The organism is Streptomyces sp. NBC_01622 (assembly GCF_045209635.1).
GTDB lineage: Bacteria > Actinomycetota > Actinomycetes > Streptomycetales > Streptomycetaceae > Streptomyces.
Window position 1 is genome coordinate 2684611 of record NZ_CP109293.1, and the last position, 15645, is coordinate 2700255.

The following is a 15645-nucleotide window of genomic DNA, read 5'->3' on the forward strand; positions in this document are numbered from 1 at the left end:
CGTTGGCTGAACGGCATGACAGAGAACGCACGGAACATGACGATGGTGGTGACGGGCGCTTCGGGTCGTACCGGGCGCCGGGTGGCGGAGGCTGCGCGGGCCGCGGGGCTGACCGTGCGGGCGGCCTCGCGGGCGCAGGGCTTCGACTGGGCGGACCGGTCGACGTGGGCGGACACCCTGCGGGGCGCCGATGCCGCGTACCTGGTGTATCCCTCGGACGTCGGGGCGCCGGACGCGCCCGGCGCGGTGGGGATGTTCGCGCCCGAGGCGGTCGGGCTGGGCGTACGGCGGCTGGTGCTGTTGTCCTCGCGGGGCAGGGCCTAGGGAGCGGGCGCGGCCGACCGAGGAGGCGTTGCGCGGGTCGGGGGCGGACTGGACGGTCGTACGGGCGGCGTGGTTCGCACAGAACTTCAGCGAGGGGCCGTCGGGAGCCTTTCATCGACGTGCGGGACATCGCGGACGTGGTGGTGGCCGCGGTGACGGCCGGGGACCGGTATGCGGGGCAGGCGCTCACCGTGTCCGGGCCGCGGCTGCTGACCTTCGGGGAGGCGGTCGCGGAGATCTCCGCGGCGGCGGGGCGGCCGTTGACGTACCGGGCTGTGTAGGCCCGTCAGTACGGCGACGATCTGGCCGGATTCAGGGTGCCGGACGGGGTCCGGCAGGTGCTGGGGCGCGAGCCGCGCGATTTCTCGGAGTTCGCGCGGGAGGCCTCGGCGGCGGGCGTCTGGAAGGTGTGAGCGGGCCTCCGGAAGCAGTAGCGGAGCGTTACTTCACCGGTCCCGGTGTGTCCCCGCCGCTCTTGTGGGTGCTCTTGGCGTGGGTGCGCAGCCGGGAGGTGACGTCCTCGGGGGGCAGGAAGCGGGACCAGCGTTCCGGGAACTCGGAGGGCATGTCGCCGTCCTCGGGGTCGTCGAAGTCCTCGTCGTCCTCGCCGCCGTGGGTGCGGGCGGCGGCCATGCGGGCGACGTACTCGGCGGCCTGCTCCTCGTGCCGGCGCTCGTTGGCGGCGCGGGCGGCGGCCGTCGCGGCGGCCGGCCAGACCCGGTCGATGGCCGCGTTGACGGCGGCCCCGACGAGTACGGCGAACGCGGACACGCCGATCCACAGCAGTACGGCGACGGGCGCGGCGAGGGAGCCGTAGATGGTCGGGCCCTCGACCGTGCCGGTGAGGTAGATGCGCAGCAGGTAGCTGCCGAGGACCCACATGGCGAGGGCGACCAGGGAGCCGGGCACGTCCTCGATCCACGGGGAGCGGACGGGGACGGACACGTGGTACAGCGTCGTGAGGAAGACGACGGACAGGACGAGGACGACCGGCCAGTACAGGACCTGTACGACTGTCGCCGACCAGGGCACCACGTTCACCACGGCGTCCGGTCCGGCGACCATGAGGGGCAGCGCGACCGAGCCGATCAGCAGGGCCGCGATGAACAGCGCGAAGGACACGATCCGGGTCTTGACGATGCCGCGTACGCCGTCGAGGCCGTACATCACGGTGATGGTGTCGATGAAGACGTTGACCGCGCGGGAGCCCGACCAGAGGGCGAACAGGAAGCCGATGGAGATGACGTCGGGCCGGCCGCCCTTCATGACGTCGTGCAGGATCGGCTGGGCGATCTCGTGCACGCCCTTGTCGGTCAGGACGGTGCGGGACGCCTCCAGGATGTTGTTCTCCAGGCCGGCGATGCTGTGGGCGCCGGTCCAGCTGTCGACGTAGCCGAGCAGGCCGATGAGGCTCAGCAGGAGCGGCGGGACGGACAGCAGCGTGAAGAACGCGGCCTCCGCCGCGAGGCCCAGGATGCGGTACTCCATGCAGGAGTTGACGGTGTCCTTGACCAGCAGCCAGGCGGTCCTGCGCTTGGAGACGTTCCGGTAGAGGGCACGCGCCCGGTGGAACCGGCCGGTGGGCCGCTCGGGGGTTTCACTCGCTGACTGCACGCCCTAAAGGTATCCGCCGTGCCGGGATGCACTCATACCCCGGTGGCGTCGGCCGGGACGGGGCGCCTGCTGGACAGCCGTGTCATGCTCGCGCTGGCCGAAACTTTTCGGTCCTTAATTCGAATTGGCATTCGAGATTTTAATGGTTGTTTCGGAGAGCTTCCCGGTGAGGACTTCGGGCGTCAATCCTTATTGACCTTCACCGTACCCCGCGAAGACGAAAAAGCGCCATTGCCCAAAACGACCTTGACCCGTTCCGGAATGTCCAGAAATAATCCGGACTGCATTCGTTGCGCGCGTTGGGACGACGTCAGCGCACACGACTCGGGGGAATCACATTGGGTCCATGACCGGGACCCCGTCCCAGAAATTTACTTTTACCCCACCCGTTTCGCGTGTGCCGTATTCGTCTTTGGCGATTTCGGCAATTCAAAGACAATGATCAGCACCAAGGAGCCACGTGGTGGGAAAACCCGGCACCGGCACCGAGACCGTTCTCGCAGAGGTCCTGGCCGGTGTCGTACGCAAGGAAGCAATACCGCTCGACAGTCACTTCTTCGACGACCTGGGCGCCAACTCGCTGGTGATGGCGCACTTCTGCGCCCGGGTCAGGAAACGCGACGACCTGCCGTCGGTCTCGATGCGGGACGTCTACGGCAATCCGACGATCCGTAGTCTCGCGGCGGCACTCGCCGACACCTCCGAGCCTTCCGCGCCGGCCGTCGCCGAGCCTCCGCCGCCTGGCAGCACGGCCCGCTATCTGTTGTGCGGGCTGCTCCAGTTCCTCGTATTCGCGGTCTACTGCGCACTCGCCGGACTTGTCACCGGGCGCGGCTACGAATGGGTTTCCGGCGGTTCCGGAGTGGCGCAGATTTATCTGCGTTCCGTGATATTCGGCGGCGCGGTGTTCATCGGTGTGTGCACGGTGCCGGTGGTGGCCAAGTGGGTACTCGTCGGCCGCTGGAAGGAGACCGAGTTCCCGGTCTGGAGCCTCGCCTATGTCCGGTTCTGGACGGTCAAGGCGCTGCTGCACGCCAACCCGATGATCCTGTTCGCCGGCAACCCGCTGTACGTCCTCTATCTGCGCGCCCTCGGCGCCCGGATCGGCAAGGGCGTCACGATTCTGTCCCACTCCGTCCCGGTCTGTACCGACCTGCTGACCGTCGGAGACGGAACGGTCATTCGCAAGGACTCCTTCTTCCTCTGCTACCAGGCGCACGCCGGCCGTATCCGCACCGGCCGGGTCACGCTCGGCAGCGGCGTGTACGTCGGCGAGAAGACGGTCCTCGACATCGGCACGACCATGGGCGACGGCGCCCAACTCGGCCACTCCTCCGCCCTGTACGACGACGCGCGGGTCCCGGCGGGCGGGCGTGTGCACGGCTCGCCGGCGCAGGCCACGGACGTCGACCACGTCCGCGTCCCGGCGGCGGACTGCTCCACGGCGCGTCGCTTCGGCTACGGTCTGGCCGCGCTTCTGCAGATGGTGCTGGTCTACGTTCCGCTCGCGGTCGGGGGCACCTACATGGTGCTGACGGTGGTGCCGGCCCTCGACCACCTGCTGGACCCGAACAGGAAGGACCTCGACTCGGCCCGCTTCTACGGCGAGGCACTGGGTCTGTCGCTGGTGGCGTTCGTCGCCTTCGTGGTGCTCGGCTTCGCCTCCGTGTCCCTGCTGCCGAGGCTGCTCAGGCCGCTGCTGCGCCCGGACCGCGTGTATCCGCTCTACGGCTTCCACTACTCGGTGCAGCGCGCGGTGGCCCGCCTGACCAACCTGAAGTTCTTCAAGTGGCTGTGCGGCGACAGCTCGTACATCGTCGGCTATCTGAAGGCCATCGGCTACGACCTCGGCGAGGTGGAGCAGACCGGCTCCAACTTCGGTACGGAGGTGCAGCACGAGACGCCGTATCTGGCCAGTGTGGGAAGCGGCACGATGGTCGCGGACGGTCTGTCGATCGTCAACGCGGACTTCTCCAGTACGTCGTTCCGGCTGTCGCACGCCTCGATCGGGCCGCGCAACTTCCTCGGCAACAACATCGCCTACCCCTCCGGGGGCCGTACCGGCGACAACTGTCTGCTCGCGACGAAGGTGATGGTGCCGCTCGACGGCGAAGTCCGGGAGGGCGTGGGCCTGTTGGGCTCGCCGTGCTTCGAGATCCCGCGCTCGGTGGAGCGGGACAGCCGCTTCGACCATCTGCGCGAGGGCGACGAGCTGAAGCGCCGGCTGACCCTGAAGAACCGCGCCAACCTGCGCTCGATGGGCCTGTATCTGTTCGTGCGCTGGCTGCACTGGTTCGTGCTGACCGTGCTCGGCTGCGCCGCCGTCGACCTGTACGGGGGCGAGGGGATCGGCGGGGGGCTGCTGATCGGCGCGTCCCTGATGCTCGGGCTCGGCTTCACCGCCGGGTACTACGCGCTGGTGGAGCGCCTGGTCGGCGGGTTCCGGCCGCTGGAGCCCAAGTTGTGCTCGATCTACGACCCGTACTTCTGGTGGCACGAGCGGCTGTGGAAGGTCCCGGACCACTACATCCAGGTGTTCAACGGGACGCCGTTCAAGAACCTGATCTGGCGGCTGCTGGGCGTGCGGATGGGCCGGCGGGTCTTCGACGACGGCGCCTACATCACCGAGCGCACGCTCACCGCGATCGGCGACGACTGCACGCTGTCGGCGCACACCAAGGTGCAGTCCCACTCGCAGGAGGACGGCACGTTCAAGTCCGAGCTCATCACCATCGGCAACGGCTGCACCCTCGGGGTGGGTGCGCTCGTGCACTACGGGGTGTCGATGGGCGACGGGGCCGTGCTCGCCGCCGACTCGTTCCTGATGAAGGGCGAGGAGATGCCCGCGCTGTCGCGGTGGGGCGGGAATCCGGCGGTGGCCCAGCGCGGCGCCGTCCGGCATGTGTCTCCCTGACGGCTTGGCCGCAGGGGGAAAGAAACAGGGGGGAAGAGAAAGATGGAGATCATTCCGCGGTGGACGCTCGCTCCGGTGCCAGGTGTGGCGGCGTACGAAGTGTCCTTGCCCGAAGGGCTGTTGATCGAGCCCGCCGCTTTGAAGGCCGCCCATGCGACGGTGCTCGCCGCGCTCTCCGGGGAGAGCGCCGAGGAGGACCCGGCGCTGCAGGTGAGCGTCACGGGCCGCACGCTGCGACTGCGGTACCGCACCGACGTCCTGGACGCCGGGGCCGCCGCCCGCATCGCGGGCTACCACGTCACCGTCCTCACCGATCCGAAGCGGACGAGCCTGCTGTCCGAGGCCGAAGTCCGTTTCCAGCTGGAGGAGTTGGCGGGCCCCCGGCGTGAACTGCCGGACCGGCGGGTGCACGAGCTGTTCGAGGACATGGTGGAGGTGTGCCCGGACGCGGTCGCCGCCGTGCAGGGTGACCGGGAGTGGACCTACCGGGAGCTCAACTCCCGGGCGAACCAACTGAGTCGGGCGCTGCTGGCCCGCGGTCTGACCCGCGAGGGCGTGGTCGCCGTGGTGCTGGAGCGCAACCTCGACTGGATGGCCGCGGTACTCGCCGTGTTCAAGGCGGGCGGGGTCTATCTGCCCGTCGAGCCGCACTTCCCGGCCGACCGCGTGGCGCGGGTGCTCGACCGCGCCGGGTGCGAACTGGTGCTGACCGAGCACGGCAGCGACGGTGCGCTGGACGCGCCGCGCCGCACGCTCTACGTCGACGAGGCCTACGCCGAGGGACATGCGGACGGCGACCTCGGGATCGAGGTCTCGCCGGGTCAACTCGCCTACATCTACTTCACGTCGGGCTCCACGGGTGAGCCCAAGGGCGCGATGTGCGAGCACGCGGGTTTCCTCAACCATGTGTTCGCCAAGCTCGACGACCTGGGGATCGGGGCCGGGCAGGTGGTCGCGCAGACCGCTCCCCAGTGCTTCGACATCTCGCTGTGGCAGTTGGTCTGCGCGCCACTCGTGGGCGGGCGGACGCTGCTGGTGGAGCAGGACGTGATCCTGGACGTGCCGCGGTTCGTCGACACGATCGAGGCGGGGCGGGTCAATGTGCTCCAGGTCGTGCCGTCGTATCTGGAGGCCGTGCTCGCCGAGTTGGAGCGGCAGCCGCGCCGACTCCCGGACCTGCGCTGTGTGTCGGTCACCGGGGAGGCCGTGAAGAAGGAGCTCGTGGAGCGCTGGTTCGCGGCGCGGCCCGGGGTGCGGCTGGTCAACGCCTATGGCCTGACCGAGACTTCGGACGACACCAACCACGAGGTGATGGACCGGGCGCCGGACGGGCCCCGGGTCCCGCTCGGCCGGCCGGTCGGCAATGTGCGGGTGTACGTCGTCGACGAGGACCTGGTGCCGGTGCCGCTGGGGGCGCCCGGCGAGATCGTGTTCTCCGGTGTGTGCGTGGGCCGGGGGTACGTCAACGATCCCGAGCGGACGGCGGCGGCCTTCACCGAGGACCCGTACCGGCCCGGTGAGCGGCTGTACCGCAGCGGCGACCACGGGCGCTGGCGGCCCGACGGCAGGCTGGAGTTCCTGGGGCGCCGGGACAGCCAGGTGAAGATCCGCGGCTTCCGCATCGAGATCGGCGAGATCGAGAACGCGCTGCTGCGGGTGGACGGGGTCAGGGACGGCGCGGTGGTCGTCGTACGCGGGACGCAGTTGGTGGCGTTCTGCACGGGTGCGCGGCCGGTCGAGGCCGACGCGGTGCGGGCGCGGCTCGCCGAGTCGCTGCCCGCGTACATGGTGCCGTCGGTCGTGCACTGGCGGGCGTCGCTGCCGCTGACCGCCAACGGCAAGACCGACCGCCGGACGCTCACCGTGCTCGCCGGTGACCTGGACGCGGTCGGTGAGGGGCCCGGCACGCCGGCCGAGCGCCGGCTGGCGGCGGCCTGGGCGGTAGTGCTGGGCATTCCGGCCGAACGGATCGGCCGCCAGGACCACTTCTTCGACCGGGGCGGCACCTCGCTGGCCGCGGTGAAGCTGGCGGTCGCCCTCGACCGGGCGATCAGCCTCAAGGACGTCACCCGTCACCCGGTCCTCGCGGACCTGGCCGGACTGCTGGACCCGCCGGTCTCCTCCTGAGACCCGCCGCACCCCCGGCCGAACGATCGACAGCACCACCGAAAGGAACACCGAGATGTCGCTCTCATCCGCGACCCTTCTCCACGCCGTCACCTTGAGCCCGGACGGTCCGCCGCTGCTGCACGCCGACGCCGGCGCGGACCCGGTGGGCTGGGCCGACCGGCACCGTACGGCGCTGCGGGCCGTCGTCGCCGCGCACGGCTGCGTCCTGGTCCGCGGCCTCGGCCTCGCCGACCCGGCCGGCGCCGAGACCGTCTTCCGGCGGCTCACCGACTCCCTGATGGCCGACCGGGAGCCGTTCGCGCCGCGCCGCACCTACGCGGAGGGCGTGTACTCCGCCACCAAGTGGCCGACCGACCAGCCCATGTGTCTGCACCACGAGTCGAGCTACGCGCTGGACTTCCCCGGACTGCTGCTCTTCGCCTGCCTCGACGCGCCGACCGAGGGCGGCGCGACCCCGGTCGCCGACGCCGAGGCGGTGCTGACCTCGCTGCCCAGCACGCTGGTGGACCGCTTCGAGCGGGAGGGCTGGCTGCTGACCCGGACCTACCACGAGGAGATCGGGGCGTCGGTCGCCGAGGCCTTCGGCACCGAGGACCGTGGCGTCGTGGAGCGCTACTGCCGGGCCCAGGGCATCGACTTCGCCTGGCAGTCCGACGGTTCGCTGCACACCCGGCAGCACCGCGCCGCCGTGCTCCGCCACCCGGTCACCGGCCGCCGCTGCTGGTTCAACCAGATCGCGTTCCTGAACGAGTGGACGATGGAGCCCGAGGTCCGCGAGTACCTGATCGACGTCTACGGTGCCGACGCGCTGCCCTTCAACACCCGCTTCGGGAACGGCGATCCGGTCGACGCGGACATCGTGTCGGCCATCAACGGGGCCTACGACGCACACGTCCGGCGTACGCCGTGGCGCTCCGGGGATCTGCTGCTGGTGGACAACATCCGTACCGCGCACGGCCGGGACCCGTTCGAGGGCCCGCGCGAGGTGCTCGCCGGGCTGGGCGACCCGGTACGGCTCACGGACCGCGCGCCGACGGGAGGGGTGAGGGCGGCATGAGCGAATTCGACGCACCCTCGTTCGCGGTCATCAGCGGCGAACAGGTCCAACAGGCCCTCACCGGGCGGGAGTCGGAGATCGGCGAGCTGGTGGAGGCCACCTACCGGCTGCACGGCGCGGGTGACTCCGTGAACCCGCCGTCGTACTTCCTGCGCTTCCCGGACCGCCCCTCGTCCCGGATCATCGCGCTGCCCGCGTCGCTGGGCGGCCCGCTGCGGGTGGACGGCCTGAAGTGGATCTCCAGTTTCCCGGGGAACACCGGCTCGGGGCTGCCCAGGGCCTCCGCGGTACTGATCCTCAACGACCCCGACACCGGCTATCCGTACGCCTGCCTGGAGAGTTCGGTGATCAGCGCGACGCGTACGGCGAGTTCGGCGGCGCTCGCGGCCGAGAAGCTCAGCCAGGGGCGGACGCGCCCGCTGCGGGTCGGGTTCGTCGGGACGGGCCTGATCGCCCGCTACATCCACACCCATCTCCGGGCCACCGGCTGGGAGTTCGAGGAGACGGGCGTCTACGACCTGTCCGCGAACAGCGCGGAGGGGTTCCGGGGATATCTGGGGCGGTCGGGCGCGCAGGGCCGGATCACCGTGCACGACAAGGCCGAAGGGCTCGTCCGCGCCAGCGATCTGCTGGTCTTCGCGACGATCGCCGGCGCGCCGCACATCCACGATCCGGCCTGGTTCGACCACCATCCGCTGGTCCTGCACGTGTCGTTGCGGGATCTCGACCCGGCGATCCTGCTCGCGTCCGCGAACTTCGTGGACGACGTCGAGCACTGTCTGAAGGCCGACACCTCACCGCATCTGGCCGAACAGGCCACCGGCGGGCGGGAGTTCATCGACGGCACGCTGGACGACGTGCTGACCGGGCGGGTGGGCGTACCGGCGGACCGCACGGTGGTGTTCTCGCCCTTCGGGCTGGGGGTGCTGGACCTCGCGGTCGGCAGGTTCGTCCACGACGAAGTGGCTCGGCGGGGCGAACTGCGCGTCGTCGACGGGTTCTTCCACGAGCTGCGCCGGTACGGCTGACGGCGATCGTGGCGCACCACTAGGGGGGAAATTCATGGCTGTGATCTCCGATCCCGCGGAGTTCAACGAGGACGAGCTCTACGTCGATCTGCGGGCCTCGCTGGGGCTGCCGCTCTATCTGAAATGTGAGGGGTTCAACTTCGCCGGCTCGATCAAACTGAAGGCCGCCACCGAGATGGTGGACGCCGCCGAGCGGGACGGCGTCCTGCGGCCCGGCTCGGTGCTGGTCGAGTCGTCGTCCGGGAACCTGGGGGTGGCCCTGAGCGTGATCGCGGCGAGCCGCGGCTACGGGTTCCTGTGTGTGACCGACAGACGGTGCAACCTGCCGACGGTGCGGCTGATGGAGACGCTGGGCAGCCGGGTGCACATCATCGACCAGCCGGACCTGCACGGCGGTTTCCTGGGCGCCCGGATCGCGTACGTGCGCGCGCTGTGCGCCTCGGACGAGCGGTATGTGTGGCTCAACCAGTACACCAACCAGGGGAATTGGCGGGCGCACTACCGCACCACGGCACCCGCCATCGCCCGCCGGTTCCCGCAGCTCGACGTGTTGTTCGTGGGAGCCGGCACCACCGGGACCCTGATGGGCTGCGCGCGCTGGTTCTGGCAGTGGCGGCGCCGGGTGCGGATCGTCGCCGTCGACGCCGTCGGCTCCGTCACCTTCGGCGGAGAGGCGGGGCCCCGGATGATCCCGGGGCTCGGCACCAGCGTGGGGTCGCCGTTCCTCGACGAGTCGTACGTCGACGACGTGATCCATGTCGAGGAGACGGACACCGTGCAGACCTGCCGCCGGCTGGCCGCGCGGGGCTTCCTGTTCGGCGGGTCCACCGGCACGGTCGTCAGCGGGGCCGGCCAGTGGCTGGCCCGGAACGGCCGGCCGGACCGACGGCACGGCCCGACCGCCGTGGCGATCGCCCCTGACCTGGGCGAACGCTATCTGGACACCGTGTATCGCACGGGCTGGCTGGAGGAGGAGGCGGCCGGTACCGAAATACTGGCGGCCATGTCGCAGTCGGCCTGACGGCGGCGGCGGTGGCTGTTTCGCAGCGGAAATCCGGACCACCGCCGCCCGCCCGGGTAGGTTCCAGCCATGGCACGCACCACCCACACCGTGACGAACCAGCCTCCCCCACTGGTCGGATACGACGTCTTCGCCGCCGACCGCGTCCTGACCTCGGCGATCGAGCGGCACACGCCGCCCGAACTGCTCACCGAGGTACGGGGCGACCTCTCCGCCCTGGGCCGGGCCGCCGGCTCGGCCCAGGTGCAGGAGTGGGGTGCGCAGGCCAACGACAACCCCCCGGGCCTGCGCACCCACGACCGTTTCGGCAACCGGATCGACGAGGTCGAGTTCCATCCGGCCTGGCACCGGCTGCTCGGCAAGGGCGTGGCGGCGGGACTGACCGCAGCCTGGAACCGCCCGGCCGGGCATGTCAGGCGGGCCGCCGGTTTCCTGGTCTGGACGCAGGCCGAGGCCGGCAACGGCTGCCCGTTGTCGATGACCCACGCGGCGGTGCCCGCCCTGCGCGCCGATCCCGCGCTCGCCGCCGAGTGGGAGCCCCGGCTGACGTCCATGGTCTACGACCGTGAGCTGCGGCCCGCCCACCTGAAGGCCGGGGCGGTCTTCGGGATGGGCATGACGGAGAAGCAGGGCGGCAGCGACGTCCGCGCGAACACGACGGCGGCGCGACCGCTCGCGGAGGACGGGACGTACGAGCTGACCGGCCACAAGTGGTTCTGCTCGGCGCCCATGTCGGACGGTTTCCTCGTGCTGGCGCAGGCGCCCGGCGGACTCACCTGCTTCCTCGTGCCCCGGGTGCTGGCGGACGGCACCCGCAATGTGTTCCTTCTCCAGCGCCTCAAGGACAAGCTGGGCAACCGGTCGAACGCCTCCGCCGAGGTCGAGTTCGACGGGACCTGGGCGCGCCGGGTCGGGGACGAGGGGGACGGGGTGCGCACCATCATCGGGATGGTCGCGGCGACCCGGCTCGACTGTGTGCTCGGCTCGGCCGGTCTGATGCGGCAGGCCGTAGCGCAGGCCGTCCACCACGCCACTCACCGCGAGGCGTTCGGCGGCAGGCTCCTCGACAAGCCGCTGATGCGCAATGTCCTGGCCGACCTCGCCCTGGAGTCGGAGGCCGCCACCACGCTCGGACTGAGACTCGCGGCGGCCTACGACGACGGCGGTGAACAGGAGCTGGCGTTCCTGCGGTTGGCGGTGCCGGCCGCCAAGTACTGGGTGACCAAGCGCTGTTCGCCGGTCGCGGTCGAGGCGGCCGAGTGCCTGGGCGGCAACGGATACGTGGAGGAGTCCGGACTGCCGCGCCTGGTACGGGAGTCACCGCTCAACTCGGTCTGGGAGGGCGCCGGGAACATCCAGGCCCTGGACGTATTGCGGGCGTTGCGGCGCGAGCCGCAGGCGCTGAACTCTTTCCTGGTCGAGGTCGGCCGGGTGCGCGGCGCCGATCACCGGCTGGACAGCGCGATGAAGAACCTGCTCGTCGAACTCGCCGACCTGGACGGCATCGAGGGCCGCGCCCGGCGCCTGGTCGAGCGGATGGTCCTCGTACTCCAGGGGACGCTGCTCGTCCAGCACGCGCCGCCGGAGGTCGCCGACGCGTTCTGCGCGTCCCGGCTGGGCGGCGACTGGGGTGCCACCTTCGGCACCCTGCCGCCGACCCTGGACCTGACGTCGATCGTGGAACGCGCCCGGCCGACGGCCTGAACGGCACCGGCACAATGCGAGGGTGGTGCTGCGCCGACACGGCACCACCCTCGCAGCGTGGGACAAGTTTCAGACACCGTACGACCGTTCACCAGGGTTGCAGGGGGTTGCAACTTGACGGCCACTGTGTCCGGAGTGTCTCCCTCCGTCACCGGGGGGCGGCACTATGAGAACAACAGTCGATACGGGACCGGAGAGAAGGACCCATGGTGAACCCGCCGGCCGCCCCGACACAGCACGCCACCGTCGACGCGGCGCGGACGGCACGGATGCTCAGCGACGCCCGGCACACCACGCTCTCCGGACAGCGCGCCCGCACCGCACCGCGCCCGGTGATCGAGGAGTCCTGGGAGCGCGCGTTACGCGGCGGGACCCACCCCGACCACGATCTGCGCACCGGACTGCTCTCCCGCGAGGAGGTCGAACGGCGGCGCGGCGCAAGCCCGTTGCGGCACGTCCTGCCGGTACTGCGGGAGGGTCTGGTGTCGGTCGCGGACGCCGCCCACCACATCGTGCTGATCGCGGACGACGAGGGCCGGGCGCTGTGGCGCGAGGGCAGTGCGGCCGTGCTGCGCAAGGCCGACGAGGTCGGCATCGAGATCGGCACGGACTGGCGCGAGGACGTCGTCGGTACCAACGGACTGGGCACCCCGGCGGTGGTACGCCGTCCCGTGCAGGTCTTCGCCGCCGAGCATCTCTCGCGGGCGCTGGCCGCGTTCACCTGTGCGGGCGCCCCGATCACCGACCCCAGGGACGGCCGGCTGATCGGTGTCGTCGATGTCAGCGGTCCGCTGGAGACCCTGCATCCGGCGACCCTCGCCTGGGTCGACTCGGTGGCCAAACTCGCCGAGGCACGGCTGCGCGAACTGCACATGACCTCGCTGGAGCGGCTGCGCGCGGTGGCGGCGCCGATCCTGCCCCGGCTCGGCGGCCAGGCCCTGGTGGCGGACCAGGACGGCTGGACGGCGGCGGTCACCGGAATGCCGTACGTGAAGCGGATCGCGTTGCCCAAGTCGCCCTCGGCGGGCCGTCGTTGGCTGCCCTCGCTCGGGCTGTGCTCGCTGGAGCCGCTGGCCGGGGGCTGGTTGGTCCGCGTCGCCGACGAACCGGGGCCGCGCGCCGCCACCCGGATCGTCCTCGATCTCGCGCTGCCGCGCCGCTGGTCGGTGACGGTGTCCGGCTGCGCCGGCTCCTGGACCCATGAACTCAGCCCCCGGCACGCCGAGTTGCTCTACCTCCTGGCCCTGTACCGCACCGGACGCAGCGCGGCGGGCCTGGCCGAGGACATGTTCGGCGACCCGGGCCGCACGGTGACGGTGCGCGCCGAGATGTCCCGGGTACGGCGCTATCTCGGGGCGTTCCTGGAGCACCGGCCGTACCGCTTCTGCGAGGACGCGGAGGTCGAGGTGCTGCTCCCGGACGACCCGCGCGAGTTGCTGCCGTACTCGACGGCACCGGCGGTCGCCAAGGGGCGGAGGCGGGTCCCGACGCCATAGCGGACAGGTGGCGCAAAAGACACGCCGAGCGGCATCTTCCGCATAATTGCAGGGTCTTGCCCATGGGGCGGCCATGACTGCCGTAGCATCCCTCTACGGGCCACCCCACCTGCTCCCTGGTCAACGCACGGATCACCAGGCGCAGTTGGCTCGCCTCGGGAGGACACTTATGGGTGCACGTGGGCGACATCGCCGGCGCAAGCGGGGCAGGGCGCTGCGTGCGGCGCTGGCCGGGGCCGCGCTCGGCCTCACCGCCGCCGCGACGATGATCAGTGCCTCGCAGGCGACGGTGAGTTCCGATCCCGGGGGGCTGAAGCCGCTCACCTCGGCTTCCGAGCTGGGGAAGTTGGAGCTGCGGGAGAATCTTGAGCCGCAGCGTTCGCTGGACCGGCTGACCACCGCGATGGGGCGTCCGGTGGGCGTCGACACCGTGTTGAAGAGCGCCGACCACACCCTGCGCGACGCCGCCGACTGCACGACGGACGAGAAGGCGGCACTGCCCGTCGAACCGGCGGCCACCCGCGCGTACTGCTGGGACAGCGGCGACGCCGCCGACCCGGCGTGGACCCCGCGCTCGGTGACCACCTCGGGCGACGCCGACGAGGACGGCTGGTGGGGCTCGAACCGGGTGATCCTCTCCGGCTGGAGCGCGAACAGCCGCGGCCTGGCCAAGGTCGCCTTCGTGAACGCCGGCGACCCCGCGAATCTCACCTACACCTGGGCCCTCCTCGCCGTACCGACCGACGGCGGGCGTGACTACCGCGGGCTCGTCTCCAAGGTCTCCGGCATGGTCTGGTACCAGGACAAGCTCCTGGTCACCACGAGCAGCGGGAACCGCGACGCCTTGTACGTGTACGACATGAACCGCATCCAGCGCGCCACGGTGACGGCCTCCGCGGTCGGCCGGGTGCGCGAGGGCTGGTCGGCCGCCGGGTACCGGTATGTGCTGCCCGCGGTCGGGTCGTACCGGCTGACCGGTGACAGCTCCGCCACGGGACCCGTCGGCCTCTCGCTGGACCGCAGCACGGTGCCGGACAGTCTGGTCGCCGGCGGCGGGAAGCGTCTGTGGCGCTATCCCTTCAGCCGGGACCCGGCGCGGCCGGGGCTGCTCGCCACCGACTCGGCGGGGCTCGCGGTGCCCGAGGAGGCGTACGCGACGAAGGTCACCGGCGTCGGGGCCGTGCTCGCGAACGGTGCCACCTGGTACCTGGGCGGCGCGGCCGGGGAGCAGAGCGGGCACGGCTCGCTGTGGCGGCAGGACGCGAAGGACGCGCGGGCCACCGAGTGCGGGGCCGACAAGACGCATCAGTGCTGGAGCGCGCAGACCGACTCGCTGTCGTACTGGCAGGAAACGGGCGAGGTCTGGTCGGTGTCCGGCCGGATGCTGTTCGCGCTGCCGCTGACCTCGATCGACAGCTCCCTCCATTGATCCGCTGATCGACAGATCCCCCGGCCGGATGATTCCCTGACGGGCATGACGAACACCCCCGTGACCACCTGGTCCCTGGAGCAGACCGACCCGCGCGACCTCCTCCCGGCCATCACGCCGGACGGAGACGTGCGGATCGTCCGCGCCGAGGCGCCCTCCCCCGAGTTCAGCCGCTTTCTGTACGCGTCCGTGGGCGGGGACATCCTCTGGATCGACCGGCTCGGCTGGACGTTCGCACAGTGGCAGGAGTACCTCGACCGGCCGGGCACGGAGATCTGGGTCGTGTACGACCGGGGCACCCCCGCCGGGTACATAGAACTGGACGCCCATGACGACGGCGTCGTCGAGATCGCCTACTTCGGACTGATCCCCGCCTTCCGCGGCCGACGCCTCGGCGGCCACCTCCTCTCCTACGGCACCGCCCGCGCCTGGGACCTCGCGGACCGCTGGCCGGGACGGGCGCCCACCAAGCGGGTCTGGGTGCATACCTGCAGCCTGGACGGGGTGCACGCGATGGACAACTATCAGCGCAGGGGCTTCAAGCTTTTCGACGCCCAGGTCGAGGAGGTGGCGCTGGTGACCACGCCGGGCCCGTGGCCGGGGGCCTACCCGGTCTGACCTGCGCCGACAAGACCGCGCGCACGTCATGTGACTGATGACACCCTCGTCTCACATACCGAGACCAGGGTGTCCGCATGACGGACGAAGCTGGACTGTGTCCAGATCGCCGTGACACGCTTCCGTCATGTCTGGAACTGGGATTGCCTTGGTGAGTCGGCGGCACGTCGACCTCGGCCGCATGTCCAGCGCCATCTGTCCGGCGGGCTAGCCGAGCCGCAAGCCCCCGGAATTCCCGTATCTGCCCCACCCCGCGCAAAGACGCGCACGTATGCCCGCATGCGCCCGTACGCGCAGGTCAGAGCCGATC

At 70.7% G+C, this 15645-nt stretch carries 11 protein-coding genes and 1 pseudogene; 11 read left to right on the forward strand and 1 reads right to left on the reverse strand.

What is annotated here, in order from left to right:
* Window positions 1-15 precede the first annotated feature (15 nt).
* A pseudogene (locus tag OH768_RS12295) lies at window positions 16-737 on the forward strand (NmrA family transcriptional regulator).
* 28 nt (window positions 738-765) lie between these two features.
* Here the strand turns inward: OH768_RS12295 and OH768_RS12300 are convergent.
* A complete protein-coding gene (locus tag OH768_RS12300; protein ID WP_406452968.1) occupies window positions 766-1938 on the reverse strand; it encodes a YihY/virulence factor BrkB family protein in 1173 nt (390 codons plus the stop codon).
* A gap of 463 nt (window positions 1939-2401) precedes the next feature.
* Here OH768_RS12300 and OH768_RS12305 point away from each other — a divergent pair, with 463 nt between their 5' ends.
* The 10 genes from OH768_RS12305 (at window position 2402) to OH768_RS12350 (ending at window position 15546) form a co-directional block, all read left to right on the forward strand.
* Complete coding sequence (locus OH768_RS12305) at window positions 2402-4852, forward strand: Pls/PosA family non-ribosomal peptide synthetase (RefSeq protein WP_406452970.1); 2451 nt, start codon at window positions 2402-2404, stop codon at window positions 4850-4852.
* Window positions 4853-4894: 42 nt separating this feature from the next.
* The gene (locus OH768_RS12310) at window positions 4895-6979 is read left to right on the forward strand and encodes a non-ribosomal peptide synthetase (protein ID WP_406452972.1); all 2085 of its coding nucleotides are present in this window, start codon (window positions 4895-4897) and stop codon (window positions 6977-6979) included.
* A 55-nt stretch (window positions 6980-7034) separates the two neighbouring features.
* Window positions 7035-8039, forward strand: coding sequence for a TauD/TfdA family dioxygenase (locus OH768_RS12315; protein WP_406452974.1), 1005 nt, complete (start codon window positions 7035-7037; stop codon window positions 8037-8039).
* Window positions 8036-9067: a 2,3-diaminopropionate biosynthesis protein SbnB gene (gene sbnB / locus OH768_RS12320; RefSeq protein ID WP_406452976.1), complete on the forward strand. Its 1032-nt coding sequence runs from the start codon at window positions 8036-8038 to the stop codon at window positions 9065-9067. Before OH768_RS12315 ends, sbnB begins: the two co-directional genes overlap by 4 nt.
* Window positions 9068-9101: 34 nt before the next feature.
* Window positions 9102-10088 (forward strand): 2,3-diaminopropionate biosynthesis protein SbnA, encoded by a 987-nt coding sequence (gene sbnA / locus OH768_RS12325; RefSeq protein WP_406452978.1) that lies wholly within the window; start codon window positions 9102-9104, stop codon window positions 10086-10088.
* A gap of 69 nt (window positions 10089-10157) precedes the next feature.
* The gene (locus OH768_RS12330) at window positions 10158-11792 is read left to right on the forward strand and encodes an acyl-CoA dehydrogenase family protein (RefSeq protein ID WP_406452980.1); all 1635 of its coding nucleotides are present in this window, start codon (window positions 10158-10160) and stop codon (window positions 11790-11792) included.
* A 206-nt stretch (window positions 11793-11998) separates the two neighbouring features.
* On the forward strand, window positions 11999-13288 hold the full coding sequence (locus OH768_RS12335; RefSeq protein WP_406452982.1) for a GAF domain-containing protein: 1290 nt from the start codon (window positions 11999-12001) through the stop codon (window positions 13286-13288).
* A gap of 169 nt (window positions 13289-13457) precedes the next feature.
* A complete protein-coding gene (locus tag OH768_RS12340) occupies window positions 13458-14717 on the forward strand; it encodes a hypothetical protein (RefSeq protein WP_406452984.1) in 1260 nt (419 codons plus the stop codon).
* Between the two features lie 45 nt (window positions 14718-14762).
* Window positions 14763-15335 (forward strand): GNAT family N-acetyltransferase, encoded by a 573-nt coding sequence (locus tag OH768_RS12345; RefSeq protein WP_406452986.1) that lies wholly within the window; start codon window positions 14763-14765, stop codon window positions 15333-15335.
* A 127-nt stretch (window positions 15336-15462) separates the two neighbouring features.
* Window positions 15463-15546 (forward strand): putative leader peptide, encoded by an 84-nt coding sequence (locus tag OH768_RS12350; RefSeq protein ID WP_309500612.1) that lies wholly within the window; start codon window positions 15463-15465, stop codon window positions 15544-15546.
* Window positions 15547-15645 lie beyond the last annotated feature (99 nt).